At 64.3% G+C, this 16663-nt stretch carries 18 protein-coding genes, 1 tRNA gene and 1 pseudogene; 10 read left to right on the top strand and 10 right to left on the bottom strand.

Going from position 1 to position 16663, the window contains the following annotated elements:
• The 3 genes from cobS (at position 1) to LB568_RS19925 (ending at position 2185) form a co-directional block, all read left to right on the top strand.
• A complete protein-coding gene (gene cobS / locus LB568_RS19935) occupies positions 1-777 on the top strand; it encodes an adenosylcobinamide-GDP ribazoletransferase (protein ID WP_013894793.1) in 777 nt (258 codons plus the stop codon).
• A gap of 39 nt (positions 778-816) precedes the next feature.
• Entirely contained in the window at positions 817-1827 is a 1011-nt protein-coding gene (cobT, locus tag LB568_RS19930; RefSeq protein WP_224731074.1) for a nicotinate-nucleotide--dimethylbenzimidazole phosphoribosyltransferase, read from the top strand.
• Positions 1828-1915: 88 nt separating this feature from the next.
• Complete coding sequence (locus LB568_RS19925) at positions 1916-2185, top strand: hypothetical protein (RefSeq protein ID WP_150111210.1); 270 nt, start codon at positions 1916-1918, stop codon at positions 2183-2185.
• A gap of 76 nt (positions 2186-2261) precedes the next feature.
• Here the strand turns inward: LB568_RS19925 and LB568_RS19920 are convergent.
• Together LB568_RS19920 and LB568_RS19915 are read right to left on the bottom strand one after the other, a co-directional pair.
• Positions 2262-2337 (bottom strand) — tRNA-Lys (locus LB568_RS19920).
• A gap of 106 nt (positions 2338-2443) precedes the next feature.
• Positions 2444-3352 carry a PhzF family phenazine biosynthesis protein gene (locus LB568_RS19915; protein WP_013894791.1) on the bottom strand — a complete coding sequence of 303 codons (909 nt, stop codon included), beginning with the start codon at positions 3350-3352 and terminating at the stop codon, positions 2444-2446.
• A 101-nt stretch (positions 3353-3453) separates the two neighbouring features.
• Here LB568_RS19915 and LB568_RS19910 point away from each other — a divergent pair, with 101 nt between their 5' ends.
• The 4 genes from LB568_RS19910 (at position 3454) to LB568_RS19895 (ending at position 7047) form a co-directional block, all read left to right on the top strand.
• Positions 3454-4746 carry an efflux RND transporter periplasmic adaptor subunit gene (locus LB568_RS19910; RefSeq protein WP_224731073.1) on the top strand — a complete coding sequence of 431 codons (1293 nt, stop codon included), beginning with the start codon at positions 3454-3456 and terminating at the stop codon, positions 4744-4746.
• Between the two features lie 4 nt (positions 4747-4750).
• Positions 4751-5458 (top strand): ABC transporter ATP-binding protein, encoded by a 708-nt coding sequence (locus LB568_RS19905; RefSeq protein ID WP_013894789.1) that lies wholly within the window; start codon positions 4751-4753, stop codon positions 5456-5458.
• Positions 5459-6676, top strand: a complete 1218-nt coding sequence (locus LB568_RS19900) for an ABC transporter permease (RefSeq protein ID WP_013894788.1) — start codon at positions 5459-5461, stop codon at positions 6674-6676.
• A gap of 128 nt (positions 6677-6804) precedes the next feature.
• A complete protein-coding gene (locus LB568_RS19895; RefSeq protein ID WP_013894787.1) occupies positions 6805-7047 on the top strand; it encodes a hypothetical protein in 243 nt (80 codons plus the stop codon).
• Here the strand turns inward: LB568_RS19895 and LB568_RS19890 are convergent.
• A complete protein-coding gene (locus LB568_RS19890; RefSeq protein WP_224731072.1) occupies positions 7044-7760 on the bottom strand; it encodes a hypothetical protein in 717 nt (238 codons plus the stop codon). The two genes, LB568_RS19895 and LB568_RS19890, sit on opposite strands and share 4 nt — an antisense overlap.
• 20 nt (positions 7761-7780) lie before the next feature.
• Positions 7781-8896, bottom strand: a complete 1116-nt coding sequence (locus LB568_RS19885; protein WP_013894785.1) for an endonuclease/exonuclease/phosphatase family protein — start codon at positions 8894-8896, stop codon at positions 7781-7783.
• Positions 8897-9084: 188 nt separating this feature from the next.
• Here LB568_RS19885 and LB568_RS19880 point away from each other — a divergent pair, with 188 nt between their 5' ends.
• The gene (locus tag LB568_RS19880; RefSeq protein ID WP_013894784.1) at positions 9085-9639 is read left to right on the top strand and encodes a BA14K family protein; all 555 of its coding nucleotides are present in this window, start codon (positions 9085-9087) and stop codon (positions 9637-9639) included.
• An 83-nt stretch (positions 9640-9722) separates the two neighbouring features.
• Here the strand turns inward: LB568_RS19880 and ilvC are convergent, their stop codons facing one another.
• The 3 genes from ilvC to LB568_RS19865 form a co-directional block, all read right to left on the bottom strand.
• Positions 9723-10742, bottom strand: a complete 1020-nt coding sequence (gene ilvC / locus LB568_RS19875) for a ketol-acid reductoisomerase (RefSeq protein ID WP_013531065.1) — start codon at positions 10740-10742, stop codon at positions 9723-9725.
• Positions 10743-10760: 18 nt separating this feature from the next.
• Positions 10761-11426, bottom strand: a complete 666-nt coding sequence (locus tag LB568_RS19870) for a TetR/AcrR family transcriptional regulator (protein ID WP_224731071.1) — start codon at positions 11424-11426, stop codon at positions 10761-10763.
• Positions 11427-11563: 137 nt separating this feature from the next.
• Positions 11564-12022: a MarR family winged helix-turn-helix transcriptional regulator gene (locus tag LB568_RS19865; RefSeq protein ID WP_224731070.1), complete on the bottom strand. Its 459-nt coding sequence runs from the start codon at positions 12020-12022 to the stop codon at positions 11564-11566.
• A 98-nt stretch (positions 12023-12120) separates the two neighbouring features.
• Between LB568_RS19865 and LB568_RS19860 the strand changes: the two genes are divergently transcribed.
• Positions 12121-12849: a glutathione S-transferase family protein gene (locus LB568_RS19860; protein ID WP_224731069.1), complete on the top strand. Its 729-nt coding sequence runs from the start codon at positions 12121-12123 to the stop codon at positions 12847-12849.
• Here LB568_RS19860 and LB568_RS19855 read toward each other — a convergent pair.
• Both LB568_RS19855 and LB568_RS19850 read right to left on the bottom strand, forming a co-directional pair.
• Positions 12812-14062: pseudogene (locus LB568_RS19855) on the bottom strand (FAD-dependent oxidoreductase); the annotation flags it as partial. The gene LB568_RS19860 and the pseudogene LB568_RS19855 overlap by 38 nt on opposite strands.
• 47 nt (positions 14063-14109) lie before the next feature.
• Positions 14110-14520: a winged helix-turn-helix transcriptional regulator gene (locus LB568_RS19850; protein ID WP_224731068.1), complete on the bottom strand. Its 411-nt coding sequence runs from the start codon at positions 14518-14520 to the stop codon at positions 14110-14112.
• Positions 14521-14654: 134 nt separating this feature from the next.
• Here LB568_RS19850 and LB568_RS19845 point away from each other — a divergent pair, with 134 nt between their 5' ends.
• Positions 14655-15548 carry an SDR family oxidoreductase gene (locus LB568_RS19845; protein ID WP_224731067.1) on the top strand — a complete coding sequence of 298 codons (894 nt, stop codon included), beginning with the start codon at positions 14655-14657 and terminating at the stop codon, positions 15546-15548.
• 34 nt (positions 15549-15582) lie between these two features.
• On the opposite strand, the gene LB568_RS19840 is transcribed toward LB568_RS19845, so the two are convergent.
• The gene (locus LB568_RS19840; protein ID WP_224731066.1) at positions 15583-16623 is read right to left on the bottom strand and encodes an SDR family oxidoreductase; all 1041 of its coding nucleotides are present in this window, start codon (positions 16621-16623) and stop codon (positions 15583-15585) included.
• Between the last annotated feature and the right edge of the window lie 40 nt (positions 16624-16663).

The raw sequence follows: 16663 nt of genomic DNA, 5'->3' as shown, positions 1-16663 counted from the left end.
ATGAAGCTCCCCAACTTGACCTTCTCGCCCCGGCAAATCCCCGGCGACATCGCGCTCTGCCTGGTCTTCTTCACCAGGCTGCCGCTGCCCGTGTTCGATTTTCGCGGCCGCGGCCTTGCCGCCGCGATCTGGGCGGCGCCCGTCGCCGGCGTCGTCGTCGGCCTGATCGGCGCGATCGTCTTTGCCACGGCGGAACGGTTTGGCCTTGCCATGGGCCCGGCGGCGGCGCTTGCGCTGGTTGCAACCGTGGTCACCACCGGCTGCCTGCATGAAGACGGGCTGTCCGATGTCGCCGACGGTTTTGGCGGCGGCAAGTCGCGCGGCCGCAAACTCGAGATCATGCGCGACAGTCGCATCGGCGCTTACGGCGCCATGGCGCTGGCCCTGTCACTGCTGATCCGCTGGAGCGCACTCTCCGAACTCGTCGACCCGACACAGGCGCTCTTCGCCCTCATTGCCGCGCACACGGCCTCGCGCGGCGTGCTCGGCGCCTTCATGCACATCTTGCCCCCGGCCCGCGACGACGGCCTTTCGGCCGGCGCCGGCACCGTCTCGCGGGAAACGGCAATCGCCGGCGCCGTGCTCGGCGCCATCCCGCTCTTCCTGCTCGGGATCGGCGGCGCCATCGCCGCGCTGATCCTGCTCGGCCTGCTGTTTGCCGCCTTCCACGCCCTTTGCCTCAACCAGATCGATGGCCAGACCGGCGACACCATCGGCGCCCTGCAGCAGGTGAGCGAAATCGCGGTGCTGCTCGTCGCTTCCGTCGCCCTCTCTTGATTTCCCTTGGCTTGATTCCCTTTTGGAGATTTTTCCCCCATGTCCTTCAAATCCCTCGATGAACTGCGCGCGGCCTGCCGCGACCTGCCCGCCGGCAGCGATGCGGCCGCCGATGCGGTCGCCCGCCGCCAGGACACGCTGACCAAGCCCCAGGGCAGCCTCGGCCGGCTCGAAACCATCGCCGCATGGCTGGCGCGCTGGCAGGGCCGCGACATGCCGAGGCTCGACCGGGTGAAAGTCTTCGTTTTCGCTGGCAATCATGGCGTTACCGCGCAGGGTGTGTCGGCCTACCCTTCGGAAGTCACCGTGCAGATGGTGGCGAATTTCGCCGGCGGCGGTGCCGCCATCAACCAGCTTGCCCGCATTGCCGGCGCCGAACTCGATGTCATCCCGCTCGACCTCGACCATCCGACCGGCGATTTCACGCAAGTGCCGGCCCTGGACGAGGAAGCGTTCCTGGCCGCCGTCTCGGCCGGCCATGACGCGGTGACGAAGGATTTGGACCTCATCTGCTTCGGCGAGATGGGGATCGGCAACACCACGCCGGCCGCCGCCATTTCAGCCGCCCTGTTCGGCGGCGGTGCCGAAAAATGGACCGGGCGCGGCACCGGCGTCGACGATGCCGGCCTGAAGCGCAAGTTGGTCGCCATCGAGGCCGGCCTGAAGCGTCACGCCGCCGCCCTTGCCGATCCGCTGAGCGTGGCCGCAACGCTCGGCGGGCGCGAACTCGCAGCCATCTTCGGCGCCACGCTGGCCGCCCGGCATCTCGGCATACCAGTGCTGCTCGACGGCTTCGTCTGCACCGCCGCAGCGGCCCCGCTGGCAAGGCTGCATCCGACAGGCCTCGCCCACACGATCGCCGCCCACGTCTCGGCCGAATCAGGCCATCGTGGTCTGCTCGAAGCGCTCGGCCTGCCGCCGCTGCTCGATCTCGGCATGCGGCTCGGCGAAGGCTCCGGCGCCTGCCTCGCCGTCAACATCGTCCGCTCGGCATTGGAGTGCCATGCCAGGATGGCGAGCTTTGCCGAGGCTGGTGTGTCGGAGAAGTAATCAGGGGATTTCCGGTGGGTGCGGCCGACAGGGCTGCCCCACAGGACGGCAGCTTTCGTTCCAGGCGATTCTCCAATAGAGTTTTAGGATGAAAAAGCTACATCCAGTCGCTGCTGCTGCAACCATCGCTGCAATGTGTGCTGGTGTGCTTTGGCGCAGCGGATACTCCACCTACGGCCCAATCGACACCGGGATTCTTGTTCTTTTCCTGATTTTCTTCTGGTGGCTCATCAGCGATTTTTCAGGAGGAAAGGCCGGCAGTGACGTCGGCGAACATCAAAGCGTGAACGGTGGCATCGCTTTTCGATTCGGCAGGTTTCTGGGCCGCGTTTTTGGGCGCGGCAATAATCGCCTTTGAACGCCGATGGCTCACCTTGGATGAGCCGCATCGGTTTCCCGCTTTCAGGGTCTTTCCACCAAGTCTTCTAGGAATTTGGTGGGTGCGCACAGGATTGAACTGTGGACCCGCTGATTAAGAGTCAGCTGCTCTACCAACTGAGCTACGCACCCACTCGGCCGGCAAAAACCGGCGTTGGCGGGCATATAGCCGCCACCATCCGTCATGTCCAGCCCTGCCGGAGTCATTTCCCGACAAATCGCTTTCAGCCCATCGCAATCAGACGAAAAGCTTGCCTTCCGCCACCTTGACCGCGTTGCCGCCGATGCGCGCGGAGGTCAGTTTTCCGCCTTGCACGGTCAGTTCGAGGCGGATGCGCGACGGCCGGCCCATCTCCAGCCCCTGCTCGATCCACAGCTGCGAGATGCCATCCGTCGGACCGTCGAAATGCATGATGGCGCCGGCGAAGGCGGCCGCAGCCGAGCCGGTCGCCGGATCTTCATAGGAGGGCGTACCGGGCACGATCATGCGCACGTGGAACGCGCTTTCATGGTTCACCGTCTCGCGGCAGTAGACATAGGGGCTGGCGAAGGCCCAGTCGCTCTTGCGCGGCGCCAGTTCCGACCACGCCTGGTTGTCCAGCCGGATGCGGCCCGCCGCTTCGAGATTGGCGACCGGGATGGTCACATAGGGCACGCCCGCCGACCAGAACGCGACGCGGTGATTCTCGAAGCCGATCTCATGCGGCGTCAGGCCAAGGGCGGCACCGATCGCCTCCGGATCGGCCTCGAGTTTCAGCGGCTCAGGCAGTTTCGCGAGGTCGAACTCGGCGAAGGTCTGGCCATCGTGCCTGCTGACGGCGCAGCGCACCGGGCCGATGTTTTCCTCCAGCACGAAGATGCCGGCCCCGCCCTCGCCGGCAAGTTCGGCCAGCGCGATTGCCGACCCCACGGTCGGGTGGCCGGCGAACGGCATTTCATAGTCCGGCGTGAAGATACGGATGCGGTTTTTATGCTTGGGATTGTCCGGCGGCAGCACAAAGACCGATTCGGACAGGTTGAACTCGCGCGCGATGGCCTGCATCGCCGCCGTGTCCAGACCTTTGCAATCCAACACCACGGCCAGCGGATTGCCGGCCAGTCGCTCGGTCGTGAACACATCGTAAAGCAAGTAATTCCGGGTTTGCATTCCTGCCTCAATCCAAACATGGGCGAAATTTAATTTGATATTTGAACCATCAAGCCTGATCTGTACGCAGACAGGGACATTGCGCTTCATAGGGGTCCGGCGTGGACCAGATTGTCAATCTGCCAAAGACGGAATCGGATTCCGCCATCGAGACCGCGCTCGGGCTCGACCGACAAGGTCTGCGCAAGACGCGCCGGCGTGGCTGGCTCTATGCGTTGCTGACCCTGATCGCACTTGCCGCCGGTCTTGGCCTCTACCAATGGTATGCCGGCACGCCGGCCAAGATCGACTACACCACCGTCCCGGCCGCCAAGGCCGACCTCACTGTCCAGGTGTCCGCCACCGGCACGCTGCAGCCGCTCACCCAGGTCGACATTTCCAGCCAGCTCTCCGGCATCATACGCTCGGTTTCGGTCAACGAGAACCAGCAAGTGAAGAAGGGCGACGTGCTTGCGGCTCTCGATACCGCCAAGCTGCAGGTCCAGATCGAACGGGCTGAAGCGTCCGCCAAGGCGGCGGCGGCCAATGTCGAGGACGCCAGGGTAACGCTTGCCGAGAATGAAAGCGCGCTGGTGCGTGCGGCGGCCTTGACCAAGCGCGGCATGGCGACAGACCAGTCGCTCGAGGCGGCGACCGCGACGCGCGACCGCTCCAAGGCGGCGCTCGACAGCGCCGAGGCCAATCTCGCCATCGCCAATGCCGATCTGAAATCGCAGCAGACCGACCTTGCCAACAGCACCATCTACGCGCCGATCGACGGCATCGTGCTGACGCGCTCGGTCGATCCGGGCCAGACGGTCGCCTCCTCGCTGCAGGCGCCGGTGCTGTTCATCATCGCCGCTGATTTGAGGAACATGGAGCTGGTGGCGGCGGTCGACGAAGCCGACATCGGTGCCGTCAAGCCGGGCCAGCATGCGCGCTTCACGGTCGACGCCTTTCCGGACCGGCCGTTCGATGCCGAGATCCGCGACATCTCCTATGCCTCGATCACCACCGACGGCGTCGTCACTTACAATGCGCGGCTCGAGGTCGACAACAACGAGCTTTTGCTGCGCCCCGGCATGACCGCCACGGTTTCGGTCGTCACCCGCCAGGCCAAGGATGTGCTCACCGTGCCCGCCGGCGCCTTCCGCTACCGTCCGACGCAGCAAGCCGCGCGGCCCTGGAGTTTCAGCGACCTGTTCACCGGCCGCATTGGCCGCCCAGGCGGCAATCGCCAGCGCCAGGCAGCGACGGCCCCCACCGATGGCTCGCGCACGCTCTACGTGCTGGAGAACGGCCGGCCGCATCCCGTCAACGTGAAGATCGGCTCGACCGATGGCGAACTGACCGAGATCACCTCCGGCCTGGAGGAAGGCGCGCAGGTCATCACCGCCTCGCAGCAGCGGAGCTGAGGCCGTGGCCGCCGGTGCTGCCCTCATCACCTTCGACAAGGTCTGGAAGAGCTATGGCCAGGGTGAGGCCAAGGTGCATGCGCTGGCCGGTGTCGATCTCGCGATCCGCAGCAGTGAATTCGTCGCCATCATGGGACCGTCCGGTTCGGGCAAGTCGACGGCGATGAACATCATCGGCTGCCTCGACACGCCGACCGCCGGAACCTATTCGTTCATGGGCGTCGACGCCGGCCGGCTCGACCGCAACCGCCGCGCCATGCTGCGCAACCTCTATGTCGGCTTCGTTTTCCAGGGCTACAATCTGCTGGCGCGAACCACCGCGGCCGAAAACGTCGAACTGCCGCTGATCTATCGCGGCGTGGCCGCCCGTGAGCGCCGCGACCTCGCCATGCAGGCGCTGGCCGAGGTCGGCCTCGTCGGCCGCGAGCATCACACGCCGGCCGAACTGTCGGGCGGCCAGCAGCAGCGCGTGGCGATCGCGCGCGCCATCGTCACCAGGCCGACGCTGCTTGTCGCCGACGAGCCGACCGGCAACCTCGACACCGCCCGCACGCACGAAATCATGGAGTTGCTGACGCGGCTGAACAAGGATCTTGGCCTGACCATCGCCATGGTCACCCACGAAGCCGATGTCGCAGAATATGCCGAGCGCACCATCCGCTTCCTCGATGGGCATGTCGCCTCAGACACCATGAATCTGGAGACGGCGTAAATGATCTGGGAAACCGTCCGCCTCTCGCTGCGCTCGATCCGCCGCAATGTGCTGCGCTCGTTCCTGACGCTGCTCGGCATCGTTATCGGCGTCGCCGCCGTCATTGCCATGCTGACCATCGGCTCAGGCACCACGCAGAAGGTCAAGGCTGACATCTCCAAGCTCGGCAGCAATTTGCTGGTCGTTCGCGCCGGGCGGCCCGCCGGTCCCGGCGCCCCCGGCGGGCTCGACCAGGCGGTGCGGCCGCTGGCCGAGAAGGACGTGGCGGCGCTTGTGGCGCATCTCAGCGGCGCTCGCGCCATCTCGCCGGCCTCGCAGAAACAGGTGCGCGTCATCTTCGGCACCGAGAGCCTGACCTCCGGCGTCACCGGGACCGACAGCGCCTATCTCGACGCACGCGACTGGAAGCTGGTGTCAGGCCGGCCGTTCAGCGATTCCGAAACCCGTTCCGGCACCGGCGTCTGCCTGATCGGCGAGACGGTGCGCCAGCAATTCTTCGGCGCCGGCGATCCCGAAGGCGAGATCATCCGCGTCAACCGAACCTCCTGCAAGATCATCGGCCTGCTCGAACCCAAGGGCTATACCGGCTTCGGCCAGGACCAGGACAATGTCGTGCTGATGCCGCTGCATGCCTACCAGCGCCGCATCGCCGGCAACCGCGATATCGACAACATCTACATCGCCGCCGACGACCGCACGCCGACCACGGAATTGCAGCCGCGCGTCGAGGACATTTTGCGCGACGCACGCCGCATCACACCCGACCGCGAGAGCGATTTCGGCATCCGCGACATGACCCAGATCGCCGACGCCATGGCCAGCGCCACCACCACCATGACCGGCATGCTGGGTGCGGTGGCCGGCGTCAGCCTTTTGGTCGGCGGCATCGGCATCATGAACATCATGCTGGTCTCGGTCACCGAACGCACCCGCGAGATCGGCATCAGGCTCGCCATCGGCGCGCATGAAAAGCACATCCTCATCCAGTTCCTGGTCGAGGCGACGGTGCTGTCGCTGCTCGGCGGCATCATCGGCATCCTGATCGGCCTGGCGTTGGCCGGCCTCGCCTCGGCGACGCTGACCATCCCCTTCGCGCCAAGCCCGGCGGTCATCCTGCTCGCCGTCGGCTTTTCGGCGCTGATCGGCATGGTGTTCGGCTTCTTCCCGGCCCTGCGCGGCGCCAGGCTCGACCCGATCGACGCGCTCCGGCACGAATAGGCAATCCCAATCGGAAAACGTGTCCGGCGCTTCGATCTGGTTTTTTTGCACAACCTTCGACGTTTCCCCCTCTCCCGCCAGGCGGCTCGCAATGTTAGGCCATGGCATCCTTGGTTGAGGAATGACGCATGAGCAAGAAGTCACGACTGATCCTGGTGATGGTCATCATCGAAGCCGCCCTGGCCGGCATCTGGTGGTATCTCGCCCGCTACGGCATGGCCAATCCCGATCGCGTCACCTCGGATTTCCAGGCAGTCGTCGGCCAGACCATGGGCATGGCGATGGGCGGCTTGCTGGGTATCGGCTTTATCTTGTTCTTCGTCGCAGCCAAAAACGATCGCAAGGCGGCGCAGGGCAAGACGCGCCCTTAACTTTCGCCGGAAAAATGCCACTCGATCAGCGGCTTCATGTGCGGCGACAGCCCCTCCGGCAGGTCGGCGGCATGTCGGATGATGACCGGCGCCTCGATCTCCGGATCGGTCTCGCTGGCGACGAAGGCTGAGATTCGCCGCGCGATCTCATCGGCCGGTGCCGTCACGTGATAGCGGCGGAAGATCACCGTGCCGCTTGCCGTCGAAAGGGCATGATAACGCACGCCGCGCCTGGCAGCCGACAGGTCGAGACCGGTTTCCTCGCGCACCTCGCGCATCATGTTGAAATCGACGTCGACCAGACCTTCGCGAAAGTCGATCGGCTCGAACGATCCGGCGGCAAAATAGACGCGGCCTGCGCTGACCGTGCGTAAACCCATGCGGATTGCCACCAGCGCATTGTCGCCGGCCACCAGCATGGCATGGGCGTACGCATGCTCCGCGCCGGAATTCTCGCGCTGCTTACGCCAAAGCATGAAGGTGGAGTAGTTGATCGCATGACAGCGGCCGACGAGCCGGTTGTCGCGCCAGGCAAGTTGCGACAAAAGCACGACCGTGCCGTCGAACAGCGCCGGATTGGCCGCGATCTCGCGCTGCCAGTTCTCGGCGATCGCGTCAGCGTTTTCCAACGCGAAAGGGTGCGGGCCGGGATCGAGCCGGACCTCGACGGCATCGACCGGCAGGATGACATTGCGCGGTAGATCGAAACGCATGCGTTCAGGCCCGATCCTGCTCACCGGACAATATCCAGCGTGATCGCCACGGGGCAATGGTCGGATGCCTTCGGCCGGTCCCAGCCGGCGCGCGGGAAACGCTCGACTTCCTGGCCCGCGGGAAAGATCGTGCGCCAGGGCTGGCCGTTGCGGATGATGTCGGGAACGGCGGTGGCATTCTTCGCCGCCAGCCCCTTCGAAAGCAGGATATAGTCAAGCTGGCAGAGATGCCGCTCCTCGGGGCCGCGTGTGTGGTAGAAGGTCCAGCGGTTCATTTCCGGCCGCCGTTCGACGATGTTTTCACTGAAGCCGCCCGCCGTCAGCACGTCGATGCAGGACTGGGCCTCGTCGACCACCTCGAAACGGTAGCCGTCGAATTCATCGCCGGCGATCTTCACGCGCTGGCGGTAATCGTTCATGTCGCCGCAGATCGCCCACCGCTTGTCGGCGGCATGATCCACGCCGAAACGCTGCTCTATGATCCGGCGCACCGCTTGCGCCTCGGCGATCCGCACCGGCATCGTCGCCTCGCGCCCGTCGAGGCCGTTGCGCGGCGAACCCATCGACTTGAAGTGCACGAGATAGAGCGTCAGCGGCACGCCGCCCACGGTGATATCGATTTCCAGGCAGTCACGCCGGAAGACGCGTTCATTGGCCTGATTGCCGAGGGCCGCCAGTTCCGGCGTATACAGCCCGAACTGCTCGTAGGTGACATGGGCATAGCTGGTCATGCGCACGAATTCGATCGGCTGGCCCTGCGCGGTCTCGTTGCGCATCATGATGGCGACATCGATGCCGCGCGAATCATTGCCCGACGTGGTGTATTTCTGGCGGTAGCCCTGCCCCACCATCTTGAACAGATAGCCGTATTCGAAGGCCTTCAGCGCCTCGATGTTGTCGACCTCCTGCATGCAGATCACATCGGCACGGGTGGCGGCGATCGCCAGCGCCGTGAGCTGGCGCATGTCGTCGGACTGGGCGATCGCCCGGGCCTGCTCCAGCATCTTGTATTCGGCCTCGCTCTGGATATCGAACAGCGCCAGCGTCCGGTCCTCGTTGAGCTGATTGCGATAACCGGAAAAATCGAACCTGTTCATCAGGTTCTCGACATTGAAGGTGGCAAGGCGCAGCGACATGCTCCGACCTTTGCCCGCAAGTGCGCCAGAAAACAAGATCGCAGGGACCACAAGCGGAGATCGATTGGTCCTGCGTTGTTCGCGTCATGGTTGACGGAACCTTTCCGTTCATCCGCCGTTCAGATGCAAACATCCACAGTAGGCCCATTCCAGGGTAGGCGTGGGGCCTGTGTCTCTTGGAGAGTGCAATGAATTCGCTCTTTTCTTCCACCATGAAATCCGGGCTGATAGCGCTCGGAATTGTCTCCGGCGTCACGGCGCCGTCCGCTGCCGGTCCGATCCTTCAGCCGAACCTGTCGGTTCCCGCCAGCACGGCAGCACCTGCGGTCACTCCGGTGCGCGACAGCTGGGCAGGCGGCAACAACCGCTCTTTCAACAACGACTGGAGATGGCGCCGGTCGGGCCACTGGAATGGAAACCGGCACTGGAACGGGGGCAATTGGAACGGCGGCGGCAATTGGCGCTGGCGTCACGGCCGCCGCCACTATCACGGCGGCTATTATGACGACGGCGCCGCCGCGGTCCTGGGCCTCGGCTTGGGGCTCGGCCTTGGCAGTATGTACAACAACTACAACAACTACGATTATTATAGGCCGGCGCCGCGCCGCTACTACCGTGCGGGACGGCTTTCGAACGCCCATGTGCAATGGTGTTACAACAGGTACCGGTCGTATCGCGCCTGGGACAATACGTTCCAGCCCTACAACGGCCCCCGCCAGCAATGCTATTCGCCTTATAGCTGAGGTGAGGCTGGAACGATCAGGAAATGAAAACGGCGCCAGGTGGCGCCGTTTTTGGTCCGTTGCTCGTCGAACGTAGATTTCGCTCAGTTCTTGGCTTTGTCGACCAGCTTGTTCTTGGAGATCCACGGCATCATGGCGCGCAGCTTGGCGCCGACTTCCTCGATCTGGTGGCTGTCGTTGTTGCGGCGGATGCCCTTGAAGCGCGACATGCCGGCGCGGTATTCCTGCATCCATTCCGAGGTGAACTTGCCGGTCTGGATGTCCTTCAGCACGCGCTTCATCTCGGCCTTGGTCTCAGCGGTGATGATGCGCGGGCCCGAAACATACTCGCCCCATTCGGCGGTGTTCGAGATCGAGTAGTTCATGTTGGCGATGCCGCCTTCATAGATCAGGTCGACGATCAGCTTGACCTCGTGCAGGCACTCGAAATAGGCCATTTCAGGCGCGTAGCCGGCTTCCACCAGCGTCTCGAAACCGGCGCGGATCAGTTCGACCAGGCCGCCGCACAGCACCACCTGCTCGCCGAACAGATCGGTCTCGCATTCCTCGCGGAAATTGGTCTCGATGATGCCCGAACGGCCGCCGCCGACGCCGCAGGCGTAGGAGAGCGCGAGATCGAGCGCGTTGCCCGAAGCGTCCTGGTTGACGGCGACCAGGCACGGCACGCCGCCGCCCTTCTGGTATTCGCCGCGCACGGTATGGCCGGGGCCCTTCGGCGCGATCATGACGACGTCGACCGTCGACTTCGGCTCGATCAGGCCGAAATGCACGTTGAGGCCATGCGCGAAGGCGATCGCGGCACCGTCGCGGATGTTCGGCGCGATCTCGTTCTTGTAGATGTCGGCCTGCAATTCGTCGGGCGTCGCCATCATCATCAGGTCGGCCCATTTGGCGGCGTCCGCCACGCTCATCACCTTGAGCCCGTCGGCCTCGACCTTCTTGGCGGTCGCCGAGCCGGCCTTGAGGCCGATGGCAATCTCCTTGGCGCCGGAATCCTTGAGGTTGAGCGCATGCGCCCTGCCCTGGCTGCCATAGCCGATGATGGCGACCTTCTTGCCCTTGATCAGGTTGAGATCGGCATCACGATCGTAATAGACGCGCATTTTTACTTCCTTCCCGTTTTATGAATCAGAGGCCTCGCGGCCCGGTTTTGCTCCGAAAAGAGCGAGAAACTGCTGCGTCGCCCGGACGGCATCGCCGCCGATCGTCGCCTCAGTCAATTCCAGCCGGTCGCCGAGCAAGAGACGGATCTGCACGTCACGGGCGACCAGCCCGAAAAAGGTACGAAACGCCGTCTCGGCATCCGCGAAATCCAGAAGCCCTGCCTGGCGGCCTGCCTCCAGCACCGGCTTCAGCCGCTTGGCCAGCGCGAAGCGGCCATTGTCCAGCACGACGGCGCCAAGGTTGTCCTTGCCTGACCCGGCATGGCTGACCGCCACCCGGTTGAGCGCTATCGAGGTATCGCTCGAAATCACTTTCAGCCAGTCGGAAGCGAAACGCTCGAGGCTTGCCGCCAGCGAGGTAAGATCGAGCCCCCTGCCATCGACCGGCGCTACCCGCACCTTGGACGCTTGCCACTGCACGGTCGCCGTCAACAACCCGTCGCGGTCGCCAAACCATTTGTAGAGCGTCTCCTTGGAACAGCTTGCCCGTCTGGCCACGGCGGTCATGGTCAGTTGATCGCCCTCCTCGACCAACAGCCGCAATGCCGCATCCAGAACGGCCTTCTGCCGCTCCGTCAGCGTCTCGCTGGTTTCGATGTCGGCGTTTGCTAGCAACACGATCATTCCCAAACGGCAAGGCTGGTCGCCAATCCGGCGGCCGTACCGTACGTTACGGTTCGGCATATTGCGCAATCCGGTCCTCGGCGCAAGGGGGACGAAGAAAAAACTGCAAGTCCCTGCGATGCCACGCATCGCATATGTTAGTCTCCGGCAGGCGGATGACGCAGCCGTCCAAGCAGTGCCGACAGCGCGTTCAACTCATCCGCGCGGAGTTTGGCGCCAACCAGTTCCGCGATCGACCGGCCATAGACGGCCCACATCCGCCGGCGCATCTCCAGCCCTTTGGCCGTGATGCGGATCGTCTGGCCGCGGCCGTCATCGGCCACGGGCAGTTTCTCGACCAGCCGGTCCGCTTCGAGCCGCGCCAGCAGCCGCGAGATGTTGTATTGCGCAAAAAGGGTGCGCTCGATCAACTGAAACGGCCGCAAGCCACCCTCGCCCGCCTCGGCGAGTTCATGCAGCACATCGTACCAGTCGAGCGATGGCAGCCCGCCTTGCTTCAGCGCGTCTTCGGCACTCTCCACCAGCTGGCGCGAAACGCGCATCAGGCGAGCCCATGCCTTGATGGCGTCCGGCGAAGGCGTGGTGTTCTCGGTCATGGCCCACATTAGGCGATAGATGCAGATGCATCAAGCTTGACGATCGATGCACACGCATCTACATAGATGCAACTGCATCAATTCTGAGAGACAGATCCATGAAGCATGACAAACTCATTCTCGTCAGCCACCCTCTCTGTCCTTACGTCCAGCGCGCGGCGATCTCGCTGACCGAAAAAGGCGTGCCGTTCGAACGCATCGACATCGACCTCGCCGACAAGCCGCACTGGTTCAAGGCGATCTCGCCGCTCGGCAAGGTTCCGTTGCTGCGCTTGCCGCGGAATGGCGAGGAGACGGTAATCTTCGAGTCGGCTGTCATTCTCGAATTCCTCGAAGAGACACAGGCCAATCCCCTCCACCCCGCCGATCTCTATGCCCGCGCCCGGCACCGTGCCTGGATCGAATTCGGCTCGGCCATCCTCAACGCCATCGGCCGCTTCTATTCGGCCCCCACCGAGGCCGGCTTCCTTGCCGAGACCAGCACGCTGTCGGCCATGTTTGGCCGTCTTGAAGACGAACTGGCGGACGAAGCCCGGCAGGGTGGGCCATGGTTTGCGGGCGACTGTTTCTCGCTCGTCGATGCGGTCCATGGCCCCGTTTTCCGATATCTCGACGCCTTCGACCGGATCGGCGATTTCGGCATCCTGGACGGCAAGCCACGCGTCCAGGCCTGGCGAAAGGCATTGAGCCAACGCCCCTCCATCAGGGACGCCGTTGCACCGGATTATCCGCGGCGGCTGGATGCCTTCCTGCGGGCGAAGGGCTCATTTCTGTCGAGCCATCGAAACGATCTGCCCATCGCGCTTCGGTCAGCCCGATCCGCTTGAACGGATCGATCGCCGTGCCGGCCACCATCGACGCCAGGAACTGCGGCGCCGGCGGGATTTTCGCGATGGTCGCCACCAGCCGGTCACGGATGAACGGCAGCGCCACGGAATCCGATTGGTAGAACGGCGTGAACGCCAGCGACAGCGCCTGGAAGACACGCACATGCCAGCGCCGCGCCCTGGCATAGGCTTCGAGGGCTGCCTCGACATTGTCGGTCTGTGCCAGCGCATGGCTGAGCGCCGCCGCATCGAGCAGCGCCATGTTGGCCCCTTGTCCGAGCTGCGGGCTGGTCGAATGCGCGGCATCGCCGATGATCGCCAGCCGCCGGCCAACCGGAAGCTTCATCGTGTGGTGGCCGTAGCGGGCCAGCGACAGCTGGTCGAAACTGTCGATCTGGCTGGTGTACGCCCGGCTTTGCGGCCACAGCCGGACCACCCTCTCCTTCCAGGCGTCCAGGCCCTTGGCGCGCACCGCGTCGGCATCATCAGGCTTCAGGCTCCAGAAGAAGGCCGCCATCTTTTCAGCCCCCGGTTCCGGACGGCCGATTGGCAGCACGCCGATCATCACGCTCGCTCTGTCGTAGCGCTGCGAAAGCGCGTGCTCGTCGAAGCCCTCGCCGCGCCAGCCGAGCGACGCCCAGAACGCGCCATAGGTGAGCGGCCGCGGCGCGCCTCCATTGTCAGCGCATTGCCGCAGTTTCGAGCGCGAGCCGCTGGCGTCGACGATCAGCTCGAACGGCCCTGCCCTTCGTCCGTTGCCACAGACCAGCGTCGCCCGTTCGCCGGCCTCCACGGCCTCGATCTCGACGTCGGTCTCGATAGCGATGGCCTCGCGCCGGGCGGCGCGGAAAAGCACGCCGAACAGGGCAGCCCGGTGCACCGCCAGGCCGAAACGGCTGCCGCACTGCGCATCGTAGCGGACATCAAGCACGGTGCGGCCAGTCGAGGCGTCGGCGCCATGCAGCCGGTCGATGCGGGCGCCGAGCGCCAGTATGTCGTCGAGCAGGCCGAGATCGGCCAACACGGTCAACCCGGTCGGCTGCAGGATCAGTCCGGAGCCGACGGGCTTGGGTTCCTCGAAGCGCTCGAAGACGGTGACCCTGTGCCCGGTGCGCTTGAGATAGAGCGCCATGGCGAGCCCCGCCGGGCCGGCGCCTGCAATTGCGATATCGTAGGAAATGCCAATGCCCCCAAGCCGATCTGGCCGGGACAATCCTTCAGCGGCCGGATGAAATCAAGTCGCGGCGGCTCTTCGGCTGTTCAGCCTTGGGCGGCATCAAAATCAGCACGAGCCTCGCGCACCGCATCATGGTTGCGTTCGGCCCACAGGATCAATTGATGAAAGGCGCCGAACATCGAGCGCCCGAGATCGGTTAGGCTGTATTCGACGCTCGGCGGCTTGGTCGGAAACACCTCGCGATGCACATAGCCATCGCGCTGGAGATCGTACAGCGTCTGGGTCAGCATGCGCTGCGAGATGTCGGGCACAAAGCGCCTCAACTCGCCGAAGCGGTAGGGTTGTTCAGCCAGCGCCATCATCAGCAGCGATCTCCATTTGCCGCTGACACCCTGGATGACATCGCGAACCGGACAATTGGCAATATTGCCGCCGCCGCTGATCGCTTTGTAGATTTCCATCTTCGATTTCAGATTGATGACCTTGCCGTCCATGGCTGGTTCCCTGCGCGTGCCTACCTCCCAAAAAACTGCCTTCTTTACGGCACCGGGTCAATTCCTATTTTAGTGCTGGTCTCTTTCTGAGACTACCACTCGACCGCCGTTGCGGCACAATGTCAGGATCTCCCATGACCGAAACCCTCCTCGTTACAGGCGCCTCCGGCCAGCTCGGCCGCGGCGTCGTCAACTTTCTCTTGGACACGCACAAAGTTCTGCCGGCAAACATCATCGCCACCACACGCAATCCAGAAAGCGTTGCCGATCTGGCGGCGCGCGGCGTCGTCGTCAGGGCGGCCGACTTCAACGACGCGGCTTCGCTGGAAACCGCGTTCAAGGGCGCCGACAAGGTGCTGATCATTTCGACCGGCGATCTCGATCTCAAAAGCGGCAGGCGCCTGAAGCAGCACGAAAATGCCGTCGCCGCGGCCAAAAACGCCGGCATTTCGCATTTGTTCTACACCTCGATGCCCAATCCGGAGCCGGTATCGCCGGTCCTGTTTGCCGATGACCACTACAGCACCGAGCAGGCGATCAAGGCGAGCGGCATCCCCTACACGATCTTCCGCAACGGCTGGTACCAGGAGAACCTGTTCCTGGCATTGCCGCACGCGATCGCCTCGGGACGCTGGTATACATCCGCCGGCGAAGGCCGCATCGCCCACGGCGCACGCGACGACATGGCGGCGGCGATCGCCGCAGGCCTTGTTTCCAGCACGACCGACAGCAAGACCTACACCTTGACCGGTCCGCATGCCTATACCACGGCCGAGATCGCGGCTCTGGTAAGCGAGGTCACCGGCAAGCCGCTGGAAGTCATTCAGGTTCCGGATGGGGCGCTGGCCGAAGGTGTGAAGGCGGCCGGCGTTCCCGAGGATTTCGCTGACGTCGTCGTGTCCTTCGACGTCAACACCCGCTCCGGCCGCATCGCCATGGTGACCGACGCGATCGAGGCGCTTTCCGGTAGGACGCCGAAGACCTTGAAGCAATTCCTCGAGGCCAACAAAGCCGCGTTGGCTGGCTGAAAGCAGCGCGGCGGCAGGTCTTTCTCCCGCCGCGTTACTTCGAACTCTTGAGCAGGCCGAGCCGGATCAGGCTTTCTCCGGTGGCGGCCAGTGCGTCTTCGCGCGATCGTGGCGCCCAGCCGAGCATGCGCACCGCCTTGGCGCCGGTGGCATTCTTGACCTTGCCCAATTCCGTCACCAGCTGCGCGGCTTCCGGGTTGAACAGGCCGACGATCCGCACCAGCCAATCGGGAAGCCGCCGCGTGGAAACGCGCGACGCTGCGCCGCCGAGCCGCGTTTTCAAGGTCTGCGCGATTTCCCGCACGGTCATGAAATCGCCCGATACCGCCAGGAAGCGCTCGCCGCGCGCGGCGGGATTGGTCATGGCGCGCACATGCAGGTCCGCCACGTCACGTGCGTCGACAATGCCGAAGGACAGGCGCGGCAACCCGGGCATCGCACCGTTCATCATGCGCTGGACAAATTCCGTGGAGGTCGAATGGTCAGCCCCGAGCACCGGGCCGAAGATGCCGACCGGATTGACGACCGCCAGCTCCAGTCCGCCACCCTCGGCGGCGATAAAATCCCAGGCGGCGCGCTCGGCAAGCGTCTTCGACTTCACATAGGCGCTGACCTTGCCGGTCGGATCGGTCCAGCTTTCCTCCGTGAACGGCCGGCCGTCGGGTGGCATCTTGCCATAGCCGATGGCCGCGAAGGAGGAGGTCAGCACGACGCGTTTCACACCGGCGTCCCGCGCCGCCCGCAACACGCGCAGCGCGCCTTCGCGAGCCGGAACGATCAAATCATCCTCGTGCTTCGGCACGCCGGGCGGGAATGGCGAGGCGACATGAAGAACATAGTCGCAGCCGGCGACCGCTTGCGGCCAGCCCGCATCGATCATGAGGTCGGCGATGGCAAAGGAGAGGCTGCCGCCCGGCTCGGCGCCACCGGCCTTGAGCATGGCCAGAACGTCGGCTTGCCGCTTGGCGGAGCGCACGGTCGTGCGCACGCGGTAGCCCGCCTTCAAGAGTTCGAGGATACAGTGGGCGCCGAGGAAGCCAGACCCGCCGGTGACAAGCACCAATTCGCCGCTCATCCCCAACCTCCCCCATCCATCAGGCCGAGGCGACTGAGCT

The sequence above is a fragment of the Mesorhizobium sp. B263B2A genome, from assembly GCF_020165775.1.
GTDB classification, from domain to species: Bacteria; Pseudomonadota; Alphaproteobacteria; order Rhizobiales; family Rhizobiaceae; genus Mesorhizobium; species Mesorhizobium opportunistum.
The sequence above is the reverse complement of the archived record's forward strand: the minus strand, read 5'-3'. Positions and strand labels throughout refer to the sequence as shown.

What these genes read in the sequence shown, in the direction of transcription:
- cobS (WP_013894793.1), top strand. Translation starts at nt 1, where the DNA reads ATGAAGCTCCCCAACTTGACCTTCTCGCCCCGGCAAATCCCCGGCGAC.
- cobT (WP_224731074.1), top strand. Translation starts at nt 817, where the DNA reads ATGTCCTTCAAATCCCTCGATGAACTGCGCGCGGCCTGCCGCGACCTG.
- LB568_RS19925 (WP_150111210.1), top strand. Translation starts at nt 1,916, where the DNA reads ATGAAAAAGCTACATCCAGTCGCTGCTGCTGCAACCATCGCTGCAATG.
- LB568_RS19915 (WP_013894791.1), bottom strand. Translation starts at nt 3,352, where the DNA reads ATGCAAACCCGGAATTACTTGCTTTACGATGTGTTCACGACCGAGCGA.
- LB568_RS19900 (WP_013894788.1), top strand. Translation starts at nt 5,459, where the DNA reads ATGATCTGGGAAACCGTCCGCCTCTCGCTGCGCTCGATCCGCCGCAAT.
- LB568_RS19895 (WP_013894787.1), top strand. Translation starts at nt 6,805, where the DNA reads ATGAGCAAGAAGTCACGACTGATCCTGGTGATGGTCATCATCGAAGCC.
- LB568_RS19890 (WP_224731072.1), bottom strand. Translation starts at nt 7,760, where the DNA reads ATGCGTTTCGATCTACCGCGCAATGTCATCCTGCCGGTCGATGCCGTC.
- LB568_RS19885 (WP_013894785.1), bottom strand. Translation starts at nt 8,896, where the DNA reads ATGTCGCTGCGCCTTGCCACCTTCAATGTCGAGAACCTGATGAACAGG.
- LB568_RS19880 (WP_013894784.1), top strand. Translation starts at nt 9,085, where the DNA reads ATGAATTCGCTCTTTTCTTCCACCATGAAATCCGGGCTGATAGCGCTC.
- ilvC (WP_013531065.1), bottom strand. Translation starts at nt 10,742, where the DNA reads ATGCGCGTCTATTACGATCGTGATGCCGATCTCAACCTGATCAAGGGC.
- LB568_RS19870 (WP_224731071.1), bottom strand. Translation starts at nt 11,426, where the DNA reads ATGATCGTGTTGCTAGCAAACGCCGACATCGAAACCAGCGAGACGCTG.
- LB568_RS19865 (WP_224731070.1), bottom strand. Translation starts at nt 12,022, where the DNA reads ATGACCGAGAACACCACGCCTTCGCCGGACGCCATCAAGGCATGGGCT.
- LB568_RS19860 (WP_224731069.1), top strand. Translation starts at nt 12,121, where the DNA reads ATGAAGCATGACAAACTCATTCTCGTCAGCCACCCTCTCTGTCCTTAC.
- LB568_RS19850 (WP_224731068.1), bottom strand. Translation starts at nt 14,520, where the DNA reads ATGGACGGCAAGGTCATCAATCTGAAATCGAAGATGGAAATCTACAAA.
- LB568_RS19845 (WP_224731067.1), top strand. Translation starts at nt 14,655, where the DNA reads ATGACCGAAACCCTCCTCGTTACAGGCGCCTCCGGCCAGCTCGGCCGC.
- LB568_RS19840 (WP_224731066.1), bottom strand. Translation starts at nt 16,623, where the DNA reads ATGAGCGGCGAATTGGTGCTTGTCACCGGCGGGTCTGGCTTCCTCGGC.